Source organism: Azospirillum melinis, assembly GCF_013340935.1.
Taxonomy (GTDB): domain Bacteria; phylum Pseudomonadota; class Alphaproteobacteria; order Azospirillales; family Azospirillaceae; genus Azospirillum; species Azospirillum melinis.
On the sequence record NZ_WHOS01000076.1, the window covers coordinates 1 to 18,980 of the forward strand.

Sequence of the window (18,980 nt, forward strand, 5' to 3'; positions counted from 1 at the left end):
TTCAAGCCGCCCAAACTGCTCCACCGTCAACCAGAACTGACCGTCGCTCATCGCAAAGCCCCTTTCCAGGGCGTTGAATCACAACGGCTCACTGACGGAAAGGCTCTTTATGGGTCCGTACCCTAATAGGACTGGAGACTAAACCGCTGATTTCTTCCGTTTGACGTCGCTAAAACGTACACTTGCAACAAGCTGAATTTGACTAAAGGGAAGCACAAGCGGTTAATTATCGCGAAAATCACGTTTAGACTGCACACCCGCACGCGACATGAACGATGCGGTGATAAGGCCGGCCTCTAAGATATGCAGTTTTCAATCCGCGCATCCGTAGGGGATGCAATCGTGGAGTGCTGCGTCGAGAAAGCCCCCGCCGTGGTTTCAATCCGCGCATCCACAGGGGATGCAATTGCTTAACCATAACTCCTTGTACCAACAACTGTATTCGTACCGAATCTGCGAACCACCTAATGAGGAATCGGCGAATAGAAATCCAATTGCTTTACGACCTTCCTTAACACACAGATATTCAGCACTTTCGACCAATTACGAACCTTCCGACATTCGGCTGTGCGCTTGAGGTTCGCGCGGAACAAGGACAAGCCGCCAAACCACAAGCTTCTTCAAAACCGGACGATCGCTTCTACACCGGCCGGCATGTTGGTGAGATCAAGGTCGATCTCGTAATCCTCGAACCGCCGTGCTGGCGGTAGAGTATCCAGTTCGGAGCTGGCAAGGTCATACGTTGCCCCCTGTACCCGGCGCCGAACCGTGACACGCCGAAATAGGCTGGCGGGAGATGCATTGCCGAGGGCGCTATCGTGACGGAAGACGATCAACCGCCGGCTGGCCATTTCCCCACGCGCAGCTGAGTGGTCATGGTCGAACATCCGCTCCAACGCCGTCCACAGCAGCTCGAGGTCACTCTCATCGAAATTGATGCGCTCTGCTTGTTTGGCCGAGATATAGCCATGGGCACGATAAAGAGCATAAGGCACCCGGTACTTGCGTCCCATTGTCCGGTTTTCAATGCGCTCGTCGTCAGAGGCCGCCTCTCCTTCTTGCAGCGGCGTGAGACTATCCAAGTTGGTCCTTTGGTCCTGACCGGGCTGCTTTGCTCTCTGCGTCTTCCGGTTCCGCTCTTCCGGTTCTGCGGTGGCTGCCATGCGGGTGATCGTGATCTCTTGCGGCAGGATCGGCTCGACCGATTCGGCGAAGCACAGCTGTACCGGGCCGAGAACCTGACCGCAGTTCACCCCAAAGCCCATCACCGCGCCAAAAGTGCGCACGTCGAAGAAATGATCGCACATAAACTGACGCAGGGCCGCTGCCTCGTCATCATCCCGCGGCGACAGCCGGGCGGCCGTTGCCACCGCTGCTTCGCCAGGACGTACCGCCCGATAGGCGTCACGGTGCGTCCGATTGAGAATGGCACCATCGCGCAGGTAGATGCCAAAGCGAGGATCATCGCCATGAAACAGGGTGACGTAATTGCGGATTTTACGCTTCAGACAGACATCGGTCACCAGCCCATGACTGGTTTCCGGATCGAGGCGAGGCTGGTTGCCAAGGTCGGGGTCGCCATTGGGGTTGCCGTTCTTCACCTCGAAAAACAGGACGCACTCGTGGCGGTTTGAGACAGCAGGCATGGGCTCAGTCCTCCAGTTGGGCAACCGTATCGGCAACCTCTGAATCGGGTTTGCGAGCGTAGCGTTGGTGGTAATAGCCGACAGCGAAGCGACCCTGTGCCATCGGCTGCAGTTGGCGCGGAAAATTCATGTCCAGATCGCGCATGATCTCGTCGATTTCGCGCTCGAACCAGACAGCGAGGCCACGGGTCACGCGCTCCCTGTGCAGCACCTTCAAATGATGGGAGGTGGTGCGCAGCAGCAGAGGAAAGACGTTGGCCGGCGTGGCCGAGGCCGCACCGTAATAGCGATCCCGGACACTGGCGTTGAGCCGCCCCAAGGCGGCACGCTGGACGTTCTCGAGAACGGCGAACAGCCGTCCGAGCCGGTAGGCTTGGTCGAACTCCGTACGATCGAGGCTCACTGGTACCTCCATGGCCGGATCGGTGTGTTGATTGGCGCTGCCACGCCGGTGCCGGTGGGCAGCACGCTGGAGGATCGCTTTGCACAGGGCAGCACGGGGGCCATCGACAGGTTCGCCGGCACGCAAACGCTGGAGGACTGCCACCAGCAGGGTCAACGGATAACGGTCTCCCGTCAGGATCGCCCGCATCAGGTCGCCGGCGAGTTGCTGAGGAGCCGACCCGGAGCGTCCCTGCCGTGCTACGGCATAGAGCAGTGCCGCCGGTGAGGGAGGTATTTTCCAGGCCGGCGGCTCAATCCGCAGATCGTGCCAGTGAGCGGTCAGCCGATCGATCAGCGCCCCTGCCGTCACCTCCTGCCAGAACCGCACCGACAGACGTGGACCGTTCGGCGTGAGGCCGAGGATAAACACGCGGACACGGGGCTCTATGCCAAGAGCGGCGGCTTGTGCGCCGGCAGACTTATCCAGCCATTCCCAGCTCCGGCGAAAATCCGGGCACCCCCCGTTTCTGGCAAGATCGGGTGGTCCGGTTGGCGCCAACACGCTGCCCACCAGCGCCTCGATCCGGCGGGCCGCCGCCTCACCATGGACAGCGGCGTCAGCCCAGAACACCATGGTGATGTCCCCGATCCGGAGTTTGGATCGGCTGCCCGGCGCCAGCAGGGCATTGAGCGCCGCACCGTACTGAAAGGCAGCAGCCTCCGAGACGGGAGCGTTGTCACCCTGCACCTTGCCGTGCGACCTGAAAGCAGGCTGATGGAATGACACCAGTGACGCGCCGGTTGTCGGGGCTCCCCACACGCCCTTGATCGCGGGATGCAGGCGAGCAACCGGAGCAACCTGACCGGTGACCAAGCACACTGCCTTGGGTCGGTCACCCTCGATAGCGTGGGGTTCCCACGCGGCCTGGGCTGCCGGCCGATCATGCAGAAAGCGCGGCCGACCGGCGGCATCGACATCGTCGAGCAGGCGAAAAACAAGTGTGCGATCGAGCATCGCCTGCGGGAACGGCGCTCGCCGGAAGCGACTTGGCGTCCAGCTGCGCAGAAAGCGCAAGAACGCCAGGAGGCCGGGATCTTCTGTGCCATCCAGCAGTCGCTCGTTCCAATCACGGAAGGCCTCGGCACGGGCAGGGTGAACGGATGGTTTCGTGCCCTCCAGCGGGCTGCCGAGCCCGAGAACGAAGTGGCTATTGTCCCAGAGGAAGAAGGGCCGGGGCTTGATGCCGGATCGCGTGAACGACCGCGGAACCGCCATCGACTGCCCGCCGCTGCGGTTCCGTCCGTCAGTGGAAAGGCGGAGGTCGTCACAGGCGACAGGCTCACCGTCTGCCGACAGCACCAACCCGAAGGCAATGCGCTCACGCGTGAAACCGAAGGACGGGACATCACGGCGACATTCCAGCCGACCGTAATGGGAAGTGAGATAGGTGAGGATCGTCATGACCGCACCGCCGCGACAAAGGGCGGAACGCTGATGACGCCATCGCGCAGAATGGCGTGGAAAAATCGGGCGGCGTGATTGTCGGTGTAATCAATGTCGAGCAGCATCTGGCCGAGATCCCGGTCGCGCTGATCAGCGGGCAACTGGTGCTCAGGCACCGGCCCTTCCCACAGCGCGACGTCTGCCGGAAACTCGCGTGTGCCAAGATACGGCGAGCGGAAATACTGACCGCGCTGGGCTCGGCGACGAAAGATGGAGAGGGGTTCATCCAGCCTTTCACCGCTTCGCGCGTCATACCTCAGACTCAGGTGAGCGGAAATCAAGTAATCGACGTCGACCAGAATGGTGGCCGCGCGGCGCTGCCGCATGTCGGCAGCATTCCGTGACAGGCGTTGAAGGTCGCCGTCTCGCATGGCATGGCGTACGGAGGTAGCCGAGATACGATCACCGATCTCGTTGCGCGTCAGGGATTGGAAGCGAATAGGCTTGAGCACATGGATTTGGTCGATGACCCATCTGAGCCTGGGACGCCAGTAAACAGCTTCGTAAATTCCGCGGGCGGCGGATGGCGTAATGACGCCGTAAGAGGCGCGCTCAGTCTTGAACTCGGGCGAGGAAAAGCAAGCTCGGGAGCCAGAAACCCGCAACGTGATACTGTGCGGCATGGCTTATCTCCCGCATCAAATTCTGTTAGGAGATATTACCCCTGACACTCAATCCTGTCACAGCAAATTCCGAGATATACAAAATATAAAAACACCCTAGATAAATGATTATAGATGAGAGGATCGAGTTTGTTTCAGATTGATTCTTTGCAAAAGCCGTCATGTCACCGACATATAAAAGTCTATTCTGTATTTTCGAATGGCGGGATAGTTTCACTGCGCCCGCATTACGGAAACAAGAGTTGAGTGGTGAAGAGAAAGAGGCACTGAGTGTGTTACACAGCGCGGGAGTGAGTGGATCGGAGTTGGTACGAAATGGGTTGGCGGGATAATGCTGGTGATGATTTACTTGGCGGTGGCCTGCCAGTCAGCCTGATCCAACAGCGTGACGGTTTGGGCGCCGGGTACGGTCGCGTAGATGTACTCCGCCAGGTGCAGCGCCATCGCCACACTTATCCAGCTCGGCGGGACCAGTACCAAGACCGCGCTGTTGCTCAAGGGCCAGGAGATCGCTCTGAGCAGAGAGACCGAACGTGTGCTTCAAGTACTGCGATCCACGCCAGCAACATGGGCAAGTTTTTTGAACGCCTCAGCGGTTTCGGGATCCTCGGCATAATGGCATAGAAAGGCCGGTAGAGTGCAGAAACCCGCAGCGTGTTGATATCGGCACTGTGTCTGTTCCAAGACCGAGAGCCAGTACTCCTTTTACCGTCAACATAGCAGGTGGGCGAACTGCCGGAGCACTCTCCTGCAGCGCTGGGACTGAGCCTTCCTCAGCGATCCACCACAATGTTGCGCGTTGACGCTATGTCAGATGCCGTTGCGAGTTGGCTAGCATGACGCTCCCACTTCGTTGAATCGTAGCCTCCACTCACACATCATCTGCACGCCCCCCTCCCCCACTCCGCTGCGGTGGATCGTGGTTCTCCGTCAAAACTGACTACCAACCCAGGCAGCCGGTGGCTTTGTTCGGAATTGCGAGTGGGATGGGTGAGCCGACTCAAGGTTGCAGCGTCAAAATCGCCGAGAGGTCGAACCTCCCATTGGGGCGCTCATGGCTGTGGTCCCTCCGGTGGATCACGTCGCCCTGCTCCCGGAGGTGCCGCTGAATGGGTCCTATTTCGCGACACCTGTAGGGGATCAAAACTCAACACAGCACCTCGAATATCAACCTGTTCCACACGATTTTCACGCAGAACCTTTCATATTCACAAGCCACCAGCAGCTCTCGCGCCTTTCGTTAATGTCGGTTGTAGCGAACCATTTTATGGTTCCAGCGAGTGCGTTATATGGGTGCTCTCGTAAGGTTTTATGGTTCCATCCAGACCCGCCATGCGCTTCGACCTGACCGACCTGCGGCTGTTCCTGCACATCGTGGAGACCGGCAGCATCACCGCCGGGGCGGAGCGTAGCGCCATGGCGTTGGCCTCGGCCAGCGCGCGGGTGCGCGGGATGGAGGAGGCGCTCGGCATTCCGCTGCTGGAGCGTTTCCGCCGCGGCGTCCGCCCCACCCCGGCCGGGCGCGCGGTGGTCCACCATGCCCGCCTCGTCCTCCACCAGCTGGAACGCATGCGCGGCGAGCTGGCGGAATACGCCAAGGGGCTGAAGGGCCATGTCCGGCTGCTGTCCAACACCGCGGCGATCAACGAATTCCTGCCCGACGCGCTCGCCGGCTTCCTCGCCGACAACCCCAGCATCGACATCGATCTGGAGGAGCGGCCGAGCCACGCCATCGTCGAGGCGGTGGCCGCCGGGCTGGCCGACCTCGGCGTGGTCGCCGACATGGTCGATCTCGGCGGGCTGGAAACCCGCCCCTTCCGCAGCGACCGGCTGGTCGCCGTGCTGCCGCTGTCGCACCGGCTGGCCGGGCGCGACCGGATATCCTTCGCCGATCTGCTGGACGAACCCTTCGTCGGCCTCAGCGCCGGCAGCGCCCTGCAGGACTATCTGAACGGCCACGCCACCCGCGCCGGCCGCAGCCTGTCCTACCGCGTGCGGGTGCGCGGACCGGTGGCGCTGTGCCGGCTGGTCGAGCGCGGGGTCGGAGTCGGCATCGTGCCGGAAACCGCGGCGCTGCGGGCGCTCGACAGCGGCGGCCTGCGGGTCATGCCGCTGACCGACCCGTGGGCGCCCCGCCTGCTGGTGCTGTGCGCCCGGAATTTTGCCGATCTTTCCGCCCACGCCCGCCGGCTTGTCGATAGCTTGTCCGAAAACGCCCCGACGCCGATCTGAAACGCCGTTAGGACAGCATGACTTACCTGTTTTCCCGGTGGTTTTCCTGAATTTCCACCGGTTTGCCGGTTCCGCCCCCCTCCCGCCGAATCGAGTCGGCCTCATGCCTCCCAGCGCACCGATCTGCCCACCACCGGATGCGGCGGATGGGCGCTGTGCGCCTTTGCCGCGGCATCGGCGAGGGCGGGGCCATGGCGGGGATGTGAATGCGCTATGGATAAATTCGGCGAACATGTGACTGGGTTGTCCGAATCTTTGGAGAAATACCCCAAAAGGGGTGCGAATCGCCGCTTGGTCAGAAATCCTGCCGTTTATTTGCCGTCGAAAAGTCTTCGGGGGGGTGGTACTACCAATCAAAAGAAAAACGCGCCCAAAGCAAACACGCCCGAAAAACCCGAGAGGAGACAACCACCATCATGCGTACGGCGACGAAGGATCTGGCAGGCGACTTGCGGCAGCAACTGGCCGAACTGGTGCGCAGCCGGGTTCCGAACGCGCGGGCGGAGCGCTTCGTGAAGCGCTTCTACGCCAACGTGCCCCCCGACGACCTGCTGCGCGGCACCCCGGAACAGCTTTACGGCGCAGCGCTTGCCATGTGGCAGTGGGGGCAGCAGCGCAAAGCAGGCACCGCCAAGGTGCGCGTCTACGCGCCGCGTCTGGACGAGCATGGGTGGCAGGCCGAACGCTCGGTGGTGGAGATCGTCAACGACGACATGCCCTTCCTGGTCGATTCCGTCACGGCGGAGCTGAACCGGCAGGGCGTCACCGTCCACCTCATCATCCATCCCGTCACCCGCGTGGTGCGCGACGCCGACGGCCGCATCGTCGAGCTGCTGGAGCCCGGCGAGGAGGCGGACGGCGCGCATGACGAATCCTTCATGCACTGCTCCATCGACCCGCTGTCGGACCCGGCCGCCCAGGCCCGCCTGCGCGAGGGCATCGAGCGGGTGCTGGCCGACGTCCGCGCCGCGGTCGAGGACTGGATGCCGATGCGCGAGCGCGTGCGCGCCGCCCGCGACGACATCGCCCACGCCCCCGACGCCGAGGAATCGAAGGAGGCCGCCGACTTCCTGACCTGGGTCGACGACGGCAACATGACCCTGCTGGGCAGCCGCCTCTACACCGCCACGATCGGCGGCGCCGGCCAGGAACCCTGGCTGGAGCTGGTCGAGGGCAGCGGGCTGGGCGTCCTGCGCGCGCCGGAGATCACCGTGTTCGACGAGCACGGCCACGCCGCCGTGCTGCCGGAGGAAATCCGCGCCTTCCTGCACCAGCCGCGCGCGCTTCTGGTGACCAAGGGCACCCGGCAGGCCACCGTCCACCGCTCGGTCCCGCTCGACGCCATCCTGGTCAAGCGCTTCGACGACGAGGGCAAGGTGGTCGGCGTCACGCTGGCGGTCGGCCTGTTCACCTCGGTCGCCTACAACCGCAGCCCGCGCGAGATCCCGTTCCTGCGCCGCAAGGTCGCCCGCGTCATGGCCCGCGCCGGCTTCGACCCGTCGGGCCATGACGGCAAGGCGCTGCTGAACATCCTTGAGACCTACCCGCGCGACGAGCTGTTCCAGACCCCGTCGGACGAGCTGTTCGAGACGGCGGTCGGCATTCTCTATCTGCAGGAACGCCAGCGCCTCGCCCTGTTCGTCCGCCGCGACCCGTTCGAGCGCTTCGTCTCCGCGCTGGTCTTCGTGCCGCGCGACCGCTACGACACTGCGCTGCGCCGCAAGATCCAGTCGGTTCTGGAATCCGCCTTCCACGGCACCTGCACCTCCTACTTCACCCAGCTGTCGGACAGCGCGCTCGCCCGCCTGCACCTGATGGTGAAGACGGAGCCGGGCAAGCTTCCCCCCGTCGACATCGGCGAGATCGAGGCGCGGCTGGTCCAGGTCTCCCGCAGCTGGGCCGACCGCCTGCGCGACGCGCTGGTCGAGGCCCATGGCGAGGAAACCGGCAACGCCCGGCTGCGCCGCTACGCCGACGCCTTCCCGGCCGGCTACCGCGAGACCTTCTCGGCGGAAACCGCGGTCCACGACATCGACCGCATCGAACGGGCGCTGACCGAACAGCGGCTCGGCATCGTGCTGTTCCACCCGCTGGAGGCCGACGGCGACGAGCTGCACGTCAAGATCTACCACCAGGGCCGGCCGGTGCCGCTGTCCGATGTGCTGCCGATGCTGGAGCACATGGACCTGAAGGTGATCACCGAGCAGCCCTACGAGGTCCGCCCGGCCAGCGGCTCCCCGGCGGTCTGGATCCACGACTTCGCCGCCCGCACCCAGAACGGGATGCCGGTGGACTGCGTCAAGGTCAAGCAGACCTTCCAGGAGGCCTTCGCCGACATCTGGGACGGCCGGATGGAGGATGACGGCTTCAACCGTCTGGTCCTGCGCGCCGGTCTGGCCGGCCGCGAGGTCACGATCCTGCGCGCCTACGCCAAGTACCTGAAGCAGGCCCGCTTCGCCTATGCCCAGGACACCATCGAGACGACGCTGGCCGCCCATCCGCAGACCGCCCGCCTGCTGGCCCGCCTCTTCGCCGCCCGCTTCGATCCGAAGAACCTTTTGGATGAAGCGCCGATTCTGGAGCAGATCGAGACCGCGCTGGACGCCGTCACCAATCTGGACGACGACCGCATCCTGCGCCGCTTCGTCAACCTGATCCGCGCCACGCTCCGCACCAACGCCTACCAGACCGGGCCGGACGGCGGGCCGAAGCCGCATCTGTCCTTCAAGCTCGACAGCGGCTCCATCGAGGAGCTGCCGCTGCCGCGCCCGTGGGTGGAGGTCTTCGTCTACAGCCCGCGGATGGAAGGCGTCCATCTGCGCGGCGGCAAGGTGGCGCGCGGCGGCATCCGCTGGTCCGACCGCCGCGAGGATTTCCGCACCGAGATCCTCGGGCTGATGAAGGCGCAGATGGTGAAGAACACCGTCATCGTGCCGGTCGGCTCCAAGGGCGGTTTCGTCGTCAAGCGTCCCCCGCCCCCGAGCGCCGGCCGCGAGGCGGCGCTCGCCGAAGGCATCGAGTGCTACAAGACGCTGATGCGCGGCCTGCTCGACATCACCGACAATCTGTCGGCCGACGGCGCGGTGGTGCCGGCGAAGGATGTCGTGCGCCATGACGCCGACGACCCCTATCTGGTGGTCGCCGCCGACAAGGGCACGGCCACCTTCTCCGACATCGCCAACGGCGTTTCCATCGACCATGGCTTCTGGCTGGGCGACGCCTTCGCATCGGGCGGCTCGGCCGGCTACGACCACAAGGTGATGGGCATCACCGCCCGCGGCGCCTGGGAATCGGTGAAGCGCCATTTCCGCGAGATGGGCACCGACATCCAGACCACCGACTTCACCGTGGTCGGCGTCGGCGACATGTCGGGCGACGTGTTCGGCAACGGCATGCTGCTGTCGAAGCACATCCGCCTGCTGGCCGCCTTCGACCACCGCCACATCTTCCTCGACCCCGATCCCGACGCGGCGGCCAGCTGGGAGGAACGCAACCGGCTTTTCGCCCTGCCCCGCTCCTCCTGGGCCGATTACGACCGCTCCCGGCTGTCGACGGGCGCCATGATCGTCGAACGCAGCGCCAAGACGGTGGAGCTGACGGCGGAGGTCCGCGCCCGCTTCGGCATCGACCAGACTCACCTGTCGCCGGTCGAGCTGATGCGCCGCCTGCTGACGGCGGAGGTCGACCTGCTGTGGTTCGGCGGCATCGGCACCTACATCAAGGCTTCGACCGAGACCAACGCCGAGGCCGGCGACAAGGCCAACGACGCGCTGCGCATCGATGGCGGCCAGATCCGCGCCAAGGTGATCGGCGAAGGCGCCAACCTGGGCGTCACCCAGCGCGGCCGCATCGAGGCCGCGCAGAAGGGCCGCGACGGCCGGGGCGTGCGGCTGAACACCGACGCCATCGACAATTCGGCCGGCGTCGACACCTCCGACCATGAGGTGAACATCAAGATCCTGCTGGGCGATGTCATGGCGCGGGGCGACATGACGTTGAAGCAGCGCGACACCCTGCTGGCCGCCATGACCGACGAGGTGGCGGGGCTGGTGCTGGCCGACAATTACCGCCAGTCCCAGGCCCTGACCATCGCCGAGGCTCAGGGGGCCGGCCTGCTGGAAGCCCAGTTGCGCTTCATCCGCAACCTGGAGCGCAGCGGCCGGCTGAACCGCGCCATCGAGTATCTGCCGACCGACGAGGAGCTGGCCCAGCGGATGGCGGAGCGCCGCGGCCTGACCCGGCCGGAACTGGCGGTGCTGCTGGCCTACGCCAAGATCACGCTGTACGACGATCTGCTGGCCTCGGAGCTGCCGGACGATCCGGCGACGGTCGAGGATCTGCTGCGCTACTTCCCGCAGCCGCTGCGGGACGGCCAGGGCGAGGCGATCTCGCGCCACCGCCTGCGCCGCGAGATCATCGCCACCGCCGTCACCAACAGCCTGGTCAACCGCGTCGGCCCCACCTTCGTCCGCGACATGGTGGAAAAGACCGGCCTCGGCCCGGCGGACGTCGCCCGCGCCTATGCCATCGCGCGGGACGTGTTCCAGCTTCGCCCGCTGTGGGACGCCATCGACGCGCTCGACAACGTCGTGCCGGCGGCCTTGCAGACGGCGCTGATGCTGGAGACCATCCAGTTGCTGGACCGCTCGGTGGCCTGGTTCCTGGCCCACAGCCCGCACCCGCTGGATCTGGGCCGCGAGTCCGCCGCCTTCCGTCCGGGGGTGGAGGCTCTGGCCGCCGGGCTTGACCGCTTCCTCGACGCCGAGGAGTCCTCGCGCCTCGCCACCCGCATCGCCGATGCGATGGCCCAGGGCGTGCCGGAGGATCTGGCCCGCCGGATCGCCGCCTTGCCGGTTCTGGCCGCCGCCCCCGATCTGGTGCGCATCGCCGAGCGCACCGGCCGCGCGGTGGAGGGCGTCGCCTCGGTCTATTTCGGGCTGGGCCGCCGCTTCGGCCTGGAGTGGCTGCGCGACCGCGCCGCCGGCGCCAAGGTCGACAACCACTGGCAGCGTCAGGCGGTCGCCGCCATCGTCGACGACCTGTTCGCCCACCAGAGCGCGCTGACCGTGCGCGTGCTGGAAAGCGAGGGCGACGAGGCCGCGGCGGTCGATGGCTGGATCGCCAGCCGCACTCTGGTGGTCGAGCGGGTCGAACAGCTTCTGGCCGAACTGCGCGCCCAGCCGGCGGTCGATCTCGCCATGCTGGCTGTCGCAAATCGGCAGCTGCGCGGCCTGATCGCCGGGTAACCCTTGTCACAGAGATAGGAGACGCTCGGTTCGGATGGCTTGGCTGCACTGTCCTGCGCAGCCGGGCCGCCGGAGTGCCGGTGCCTTTACAGGCACGTTCGGGTACCGGCTTTCAGTCTCCTCGCCTCGGGCGGATCCACATATCCCGTGGATCCGCCCGCTTTCTTTTCTCCTGCGTATCTCGGGGGTTGGGTAGCAACGGAACAGAAAACCTACACAAGGAGCTTTCCCGGACCGAAGGGGCGTTACACGACGCGGGAATGTTGAACGGGCGGCTGCATCAGTTCGATGGTGATACCATCCGGACCGGAGACGTACGCGACCATTGTTCCGCATCGGGGGCCGGCTGGTATCGGCTGCGGCGAACCCTTCACTGCCCACCCCGCCGTCTCAACCCGCGCGATCGCCTTGCGGATATCCGCAACCGTGATGGCGATGTGCGCGGCGCCGATCGCACCTGCGCTACGAGGTGTCTGGCCCAGCGTACGGCCTGTCGAGTATTCGAGGAGTTCGACAGGGTAGCCGTTTGGAGCCGTCACCAGCGCCATTCGGCAGCGCGGATCGTCAACCCCCGTGGCCTCCCGTAGGAACTCCCCACCCATCTCTCCTCGGCGAGCAAGGTCGAAACCCATCGCCTCAGTCCAAAACTGGATCGCCTCCTCCAACGATGCGACCGAGAATCCCGTATGGTCCACAGCTATCACGCCAGCATCTTCGGCCATTTTCGATCCTCTCATATCGACCAGTTACGTCTGTGCCCGAGCTAACGACGGCTTTGCGGCTTCACCGCTCTGCCTATCACTACGATGGCGGCTACCGGTCACATATGGTCCAACAAACCCCGGTTTGATGTTACGCAGCAAGGCCAATCCCAAAAATCCCGAAACAACTGCCAATCCAGACGACAAACCGTGAAATCCTTATGTAGGTTTTCTGTTCCGCTGCTACTCAGACCCCTATCTCCCACCTGCGGCGGGGAAATGCCCTCTCTCGCCTCTCGCACAAACGAAGTTTGTACTGACGGCGTCAGGCGGATCGAAGATCCGCTGAGAGCCCCGGGAGAGGGAGGCATATGCGACAGCTCTCTGAACCGTGGCAGGCTTTCCAACTCGAAAGCAACTTCAGCGATCTGACCTGTCGCAGCCGACTCAACCGCCAATGCGCCCCGGATGGTCGCTGTCCAGCAGCGCCTCCACATGCCGGCAGAGCGGGCCGAGCGGCGCCGGCCACTCATTGTCGGTGCGCTCCAGGAACGCCATGCGCACGCGGTCGCGTTCGGCGGCCAGACCGGCCGGCCCGTCCCTTCGGCACATGGGCGGCGACGCTGAAGTCGGTGTTCTCCTACAAGCCGATGTCGCGCAGGGTCTGGATCAGCTCCGCCGAGTTCTTCCGCGGACCGCCGTGATAGACCAAGCTCCAGCGGCACGCGCCAGGGCGAGAAGCGCGCCCGCGCATCGAACACATAGCGGCTGAGCTGGGCATGCCAGTGCAGCGTCTTCGGATAGGCGTCTGGCGGCTACGGGAAACTAACGTGGATGATGGGATCGCTCATCCCCGCTCTCCCATGGTCGCGGTCACCAAGTCCAAAATGCGCCGTGCCGCGTCGGACGGATCGATGGTGGCGATGCAATGCGCCTCGGCCGCCAGGCAGGACGTGGCACAGGGCGGCACCGCTGCCTCGGGCCGCAGCACCAGCGCCCGCTCCTCCCGCCCGCCGGTCCAGGGCCGGAAGCGCTCGGGCGCGTGGAAATGGTTGGGATCGCCGCCGATGGGATGGCAGGAGAAAACCGCCACCGGCACCCCGGCCGCCGCGGCCAGATGGGCCGGCGCGGAATCCATGGTGATCGCCAGCGCCGCCTCCGCCATCACGGCGGCAGCAACGCGCAGCGGGGTGGCGCCGGTCAGGTCGATGGTCCGTCCCGGCGCTGCCGCCAGAAGCGCGCCGGCAGCCGGCCGTTCCTCCAAGGTGCCCAGCACGGCGACCCGCGCATCGAGCGCACCCGCGACGGCGGAGACCGCCGCGGCCAGCCGCTCGGCCGGATAGACGCGGCGCAGGCTGGCCGCCCCCGGCGCCACCACGATCAGCGGCCGGCCATCTCCGGCCCCCAGAAGCCGCCGCGCCTCCGCCCTGTCCTCCGCCGTCAGCGCCAGTTCCAGCGGCCCCGGATCCGCCCCTGCGCCGAGTGCCTCCAGCAGGGCGGCGTTCTGCTCCACCTCGTGCCGCCCCGGCGGCGGGGCCAGCGCCAGCCCATAGGCGCGGTCGAAGCCCCGGTTGCCATCGGCCTTCCACGGCGTGACCCGCTCGGAGAACCCGGCGACCAGCTTCGCCCGGCTGTTGGCGGCCAGCGTCGTCGCGCCATGGCGGTCGAAGTCGTAGCGCGGCACCAGCGCCAGATCGAAGCCGGCACGGTAGCACTCGGCGAACAGCATCAGCCCGCCGGGGGTGATGCCGCGGAAGTCGATGCCGCCACCCTCCTTCGGCCGCGGCGCCACCACCCCGTCGACCCAGCGGCAGGTCAGGGCCAGATCCGCCACCGCCTCGCGCACCGCCAGCAGGATGCGCGCCTGCGGGGCGGCGGCGCGCAGGGCCCGCAGGAAAGGGGTCGCCATCACGAAGTCGCCGGCCTCGTCCAGCTTGACGACCAGGATGCTGCGGACGGCCGCCAGATCGCAGACGCTCATCACCGCCCCTCCCCTTCCGCCACATCGAACGCCGCCGGAGGCAGCCCGGCGCACCAGCGGCGCCACGCGGTGCGATAGCCGGCCTCCACCGCGCGGGCATAGCCGGGCTCGTCCATCAGGGCCGACCGTCGCATCCGCTCGCGCAAACTCTGCCGCTGCGCGTCGAGGAAGGCGCGGTCGGTCGCCAGACGGACACCCTGCGCCACATAGGCCTCGTCGTCGCGCGTCACCAGCTCCGCCATCCCGACGGCATCGAGCAAGGTCGCCCCCCAATGGCCGATCTTGGTCGGCCCGGTCCGGTTCAGCACCGGCACCCCCATCCACAGCGCGTCGCAGATCGTCGTTCCGCCATTGGCGAAGACGGGGTCCAGCGCCACGTCGATGGTGACGTAGTCCTGATAGGGGTCGGGGGTGATGCCGCGCAGCTCAAGCCGTTCCGCCCCGATGCCATGCCCGGCGAAGGCGGCCAGCAGGCGCCGGTCGGCACCGCCGCCGCTGCCCAAGCCCCGCCATTTCAGCACCAGCCGCGCCGTCGGCACCAGCGCCAGCAGCCGCGCCCAGAGCGCGATGGTGGCGGCGTTCACCTTGGTGATGTTGTTGAAGGACCCGAAGGCGATATGGCCGCGGCCCTCCACCGGCGGCAGGATCGGCGGCGCGAAGGCGGAGTCCGCCGGGCGGTAGCACAGCACGCAGCCCGGCAGCCGGATCAGCTTCTCCGCATGCAGCGCGTCCGCCCCCGGCGGTGCCAGACGGGGATCGGCAAACTGGTAATCGACGGCACTGAGCCCGGTGGTGTTGGGATAGAGCGGCAGGCTGACCTGCACAGGCGCCGGACGGCGCCCCATCAGGGCCATGCGGTTGCGCGACATGTGGCCGCCGGCATCGACCAGGATGTCGATGCGGTCCTCCCGGATCCGCCGGTCGAGTTCCTCGTCGGTCAGCACCGCCACGTCGCGCCAGCGGTCGGCCGCCGCCTGGAACCGGTCGGTGGTGGCATCGCGGCTGCGGTCGCTGTGGTAGCAGGTGACCTCGACCCTCCCGCGGTCGTGCCCCTCGATCAGCGGCAGCAGGAAGTGATAGCCCGGCCCCGGATAGCGCTGGAAATCCGGCGACAGGTAGCCGACGCGCAAGCGCCGCTCCGGATCGCGGCTCTCCACCGCATGGGGAGCGGCCGGTACCGCCGGCAGATGGCGTTCGAAGGCGCGATGTTCGCGGAAGACCTCGACCGGATCGGCCCGGTCGTCGAAACACAGGCAGAACAGCATGTTGGAGCGGATCGACGCGTCGTCGGGCGTCCGGTCGAGCGCCGCGCGGAAGGCCGCCACCGCCTCCCCATGCAGCCCCAGCGCCATCCGGGCGACCCCGAGATTGGAGTTGGCGAGCGCCAGCTGATCCATGTCCCGCGTGATTTCGCCGAGCCGTCTGGCGCGGTCGAGCGGCGGGATCGCCTCCTCCGCCGCGTTGGCCTCCAGCCGCAGGGTGCCGATGTTGATCCAGGCCGCCACGTCGTCCGGCGTCAGCGCCAGCGCCCGCCGGTGCCAGGACAGCGCCGCCTCCGGCTGCAAGGCCAGCTGGAAGGCGGATCCGGCATTGGCGGCGAGCGCCGCGTCGTCGGGCGCCACCCGCACCGCACGCAGCACCGCCGGCACGGCACCCGCCATCCCCTGCGTCGCCCGCGCCAGTCCCAGCCCCGACAGCGCAAGGCCGGAGTCCGGCCTCAACGCCAGCGCGTGGCGGTATGCCCGCTCCGCCGCCGCGCTCCGCCGCCGGCCATAGAGCTGGCCGGCCAGCGCCAGCACCACATCGTCGGCCAGCGGCTCCAGCCGTGCCAGCCGTGCCAGCCAGACCGGCTCCTGCGCCGGCCCGGTCTCGGCACTGCCCAGGCTGCGGACCGCCGCCGCCTGCGCCGGCACCAGTGCCAGCAGCCGGCGGGCCGCCGTCCCGGCACCGCCGCCGTCGCCCAGCTGCTGGGCGAGCTGCATATACTGCTCCAGCGGCTCCACCATCTCCGGCGCCCGTCCCGCCAGCGCCCGGAAGGCCGCCGCCGCCTCGGCGATCCGGCCGCCGTCGCGCAGGGCGGCTCCCCGGTTGAAGGCCGCCAGAACCCGATGCGGCTCCAGCGCCGCCGCCCGCCCGTACCAGTCCGCAGCCGGCAGGAAGCGCCCGCAGTCGTAGAGAGCGTCGCCCAGATCCGCCGCGGTTCCGGCATCCGCCGGCTCCAGCGCCATCGCCCGCAGCATCGGCTGCACCGCCGCCGCCTGCCGGCCCAGCTTTGTCCAGGCCGCCGCCTCCATCCGCGGCAGCGACGGGTCGAGCGGCGCCAGACCGCCCGCCGAGCGGAAGGCCGTCGCCGCATCCTCCCACTGCTCCGCCGCCTCCAGCAGCCGGCCCAGATTGGCATGGAAGAGCGGCTGGCGCGGGTCGGCCTTCACCGCCTGCCGGATCCGCCCGATCCCCTCCGTCACCGCGCCGGTCTGCGCCTTGATCAGCCCCGACAGATGCAGCGCGTCCGCCTGCGTCGGCAGCCGTTTCAGCACCTGTTCGTAGAGCGTCGCCGCCTCGGCCAGCTGCCCGTTCTGATGATGGGTGACGGCACGGGTCAGCAGCGCCTGTGCGTCGGCGGTCCCGGTCGGACGATGCAACGGGCGTTGCGGCGGGCGTTGGTTCGGTTTCATCCGCTGGCTGCACTCTCTGGTGGTCCGGCGGATAATGCTGGCCGGCCGGCCCGCGGACAAGCGGGAGTTCGGGCAGGAGTTCGGCTGCGCGCTGAAGCGCCAGTTCGCGCTGCCGGTCCGCCAGGGCGGCTTCGCGGGCGCGGGTGCGGCGGCGCTGCTCCTCGGTGCGGGCGCGCAGCTGCTGTTCCTGGCGCAGCCGGGCCGCCAGCCGCCGCAGATCGTCGGCGGCGCGGCTTTCCACCGCCGGCGGCAGGGCGCCCAGCGCCTCGCGGAAGTCGCCCAGCGTCGGAAAGCGGCTCCAGCCGCTGCGGAAAGCCGCCCACACCGCATCGAAGGCCGCCATCCAGCGGTCGGCCGGCCAGTCCGCCATCGCCCGCACGTCGGCCTCCAGCAGATCGGCGTCGGGCAGTTCCAGCGCGAAGCGGTCGGCCAGCTTCTCCAGCCCGATCAGCACATTCTCGATGCCGATCGGCGGGGTCAGCGTGCCGATGGCCTGCTCGACCCGGTCGGCGAGCGCCCCGATCTCGTCGGGCGCCAGATCCTGGGTTTCGAACCGCAGATCCGCGGCATCAAGCCTGGCCAGCGAGGCGAAGCCGCAAGGCTGCGAGGGTTTCACGGTTGCGGCCGGCGGCATCGGACGCAGGACCGGCACGCAGGGCACCGCTTCGGAGATCGGCACGGAGTTCGGTGCGGCGGTCATTGCGGGGCTCCCGGCGGAGTTGAGGGGCGGAGGACTGGACGAAAGGCTGGGTGGATGGCGGAACCGGGCTGGCCAACTGTTCTGCCGGCGCCACCAGCTCCCGGGCGATCCAGCGGCGCCATGCGGCCCCCGGATCCGGCGGGCGGTAGCCGTTGCGGCGGTGGGCCTTGCGGCACCAGGACACGAACTTCGCCGTCACCCGGCCGGCATCGACCTCCGGACGCTCCAGCGCCGCCCAGGCCAGATCGGCGGCATCGGGCTGCCAGTCGGCCGGCAGCGCCTCGTCCTGCCGACCCATCCCCCCGCCCTGGAGGGAGGAGGAGGATTCAGGATTCTGGGATTCACAGGAGATGCCGGCCGGCGAACCGCTGCTGTCAGCCGGCTGACAGGACATGCCGGCGGTAACACCCTCCAGTCCCGCCAGCTGATAGGCGAATCCGCGCAGGCCGCGCCGCGGCTTGGCGCAGACCAGTGCCGCCGCGGAGTCCGAAGGAGCGTCCCGCGCGGTTTTCTCCTGCAGTCCCTTCAGCACGGCGTTGAACCAGGCGCGGCTTTGCCCAAGCTCCTCGGCCAGTTCCCCTTGCGTGGCGGTGCAGACACCGTCGCGGTCGGCATGGGCGTAGAGCGCGGACAACACCGCGATGTCGGCGGCCTGGATGCCGGGCACGGCAATCCAGCGCCTGTACATGTCGATGTATGGCTTCATTGCATTACCCGTCTGTCGGTCGATCCTTGGGACGGGTGAAGACAAAGGAAGAGCGTCAACGGATTCGCACTGAATCCGCTTGGCTTTGCGGGCCTGCCCTGCCATCATGGAGTCGCCAAACAGCCAGATGTGGGGTGCCCGGGGTTTTCCTCGGTCTCCTCCGTCCGACACGAAGGGCCCGGAGCAATCCGGGCCTTTTGTGTTTTCGGAGGTCGGTCCTCCGTTACGTCATGATGCTCTCCGTCAAGATGCCCTCGTCGCGTTGCCTGGGTTCATACCGCCCGTCACACCGGCGCGTGGCGCCGGCCAGGATCTGGCATGGGCGCACGACGACGGCATGAGGGCGGTTTTCGCCCGTTTTTTGAAATGTGTACGTGGCGTTGCGCGTCTGTCCACGGTCTTGGAAGAATCGCCCGTGGACGGCATTTCGCGGACACCGGGCTGGATTCTTGCGGAGGAATCAATCACTTGCCGCACCGCTCCTCCGGCCGTCCGGGTCGAAGTGTCGCCGTTGTGCCGAAAGATTCGGCTCCAAACGTCGCCGTTGTGCCGAAAGATTCTTGGCCGTCGGCGGCTTGGGCG

General features: G+C 66.8%; 10 protein-coding genes. 2 read left to right on the forward strand and 8 right to left on the reverse strand.

Annotation, left to right across the window (positions count from 1 at the left end; all coding sequences use genetic code 11):
* Positions 1-620 precede the first annotated feature (620 nt).
* From cas7c to cas5c, 3 genes are read right to left on the reverse strand one after another with little or no spacing between them, the layout of a single operon-like run.
* On the reverse strand, positions 621-1,646 hold the full coding sequence (gene cas7c / locus GBZ48_RS31985) for a type I-C CRISPR-associated protein Cas7/Csd2 (protein ID WP_174474704.1): 1,026 nt from the start codon (positions 1,644-1,646) through the stop codon (positions 621-623).
* Positions 1,647-1,650: 4 nt separating this feature from the next.
* The gene (cas8c, locus tag GBZ48_RS31990; RefSeq protein WP_174474705.1) at positions 1,651-3,492 is read right to left on the reverse strand and encodes a type I-C CRISPR-associated protein Cas8c/Csd1; all 1,842 of its coding nucleotides are present in this window, start codon (positions 3,490-3,492) and stop codon (positions 1,651-1,653) included.
* Complete coding sequence (gene cas5c / locus GBZ48_RS31995; protein WP_174474706.1) at positions 3,489-4,157, reverse strand: type I-C CRISPR-associated protein Cas5c; 669 nt, start codon at positions 4,155-4,157, stop codon at positions 3,489-3,491. The genes cas8c and cas5c overlap by 4 nt, the downstream gene beginning before the upstream one ends.
* A 1,311-nt stretch (positions 4,158-5,468) precedes the next feature.
* Between cas5c and GBZ48_RS32000 the strand changes: the two genes are divergently transcribed.
* Both GBZ48_RS32000 and GBZ48_RS32005 read left to right on the forward strand, forming a co-directional pair.
* Positions 5,469-6,389, forward strand: a complete 921-nt coding sequence (locus GBZ48_RS32000) for a LysR family transcriptional regulator (protein ID WP_246307599.1) — start codon at positions 5,469-5,471, stop codon at positions 6,387-6,389.
* A 416-nt stretch (positions 6,390-6,805) separates the two neighbouring features.
* A complete protein-coding gene (locus GBZ48_RS32005) occupies positions 6,806-11,635 on the forward strand; it encodes an NAD-glutamate dehydrogenase (RefSeq protein ID WP_174474707.1) in 4,830 nt (1,609 codons plus the stop codon).
* Between the two features lie 245 nt (positions 11,636-11,880).
* Here the strand turns inward: GBZ48_RS32005 and GBZ48_RS32010 are convergent, their stop codons facing one another.
* The 5 genes from GBZ48_RS32010 to GBZ48_RS32030 form a co-directional block, all read right to left on the reverse strand.
* Positions 11,881-12,357: a VOC family protein gene (locus GBZ48_RS32010; RefSeq protein WP_174474708.1), complete on the reverse strand. Its 477-nt coding sequence runs from the start codon at positions 12,355-12,357 to the stop codon at positions 11,881-11,883.
* A 426-nt stretch (positions 12,358-12,783) separates the two neighbouring features.
* On the reverse strand, positions 12,784-12,948 hold the full coding sequence (locus GBZ48_RS32015; RefSeq protein ID WP_174474709.1) for a hypothetical protein: 165 nt from the start codon (positions 12,946-12,948) through the stop codon (positions 12,784-12,786).
* Between the two features lie 235 nt (positions 12,949-13,183).
* On the reverse strand, positions 13,184-14,317 hold the full coding sequence (locus tag GBZ48_RS32020) for a glycosyltransferase family 9 protein (RefSeq protein ID WP_174474710.1): 1,134 nt from the start codon (positions 14,315-14,317) through the stop codon (positions 13,184-13,186).
* A complete protein-coding gene (locus GBZ48_RS32025; protein ID WP_246307600.1) occupies positions 14,317-16,992 on the reverse strand; it encodes a tetratricopeptide repeat protein in 2,676 nt (891 codons plus the stop codon). The genes GBZ48_RS32020 and GBZ48_RS32025 overlap by 1 nt, the downstream gene beginning before the upstream one ends.
* A gap of 569 nt (positions 16,993-17,561) precedes the next feature.
* Complete coding sequence (locus GBZ48_RS32030) at positions 17,562-18,398, reverse strand: helix-turn-helix domain-containing protein (RefSeq protein WP_174474712.1); 837 nt, start codon at positions 18,396-18,398, stop codon at positions 17,562-17,564.
* Positions 18,399-18,980 lie beyond the last annotated feature (582 nt).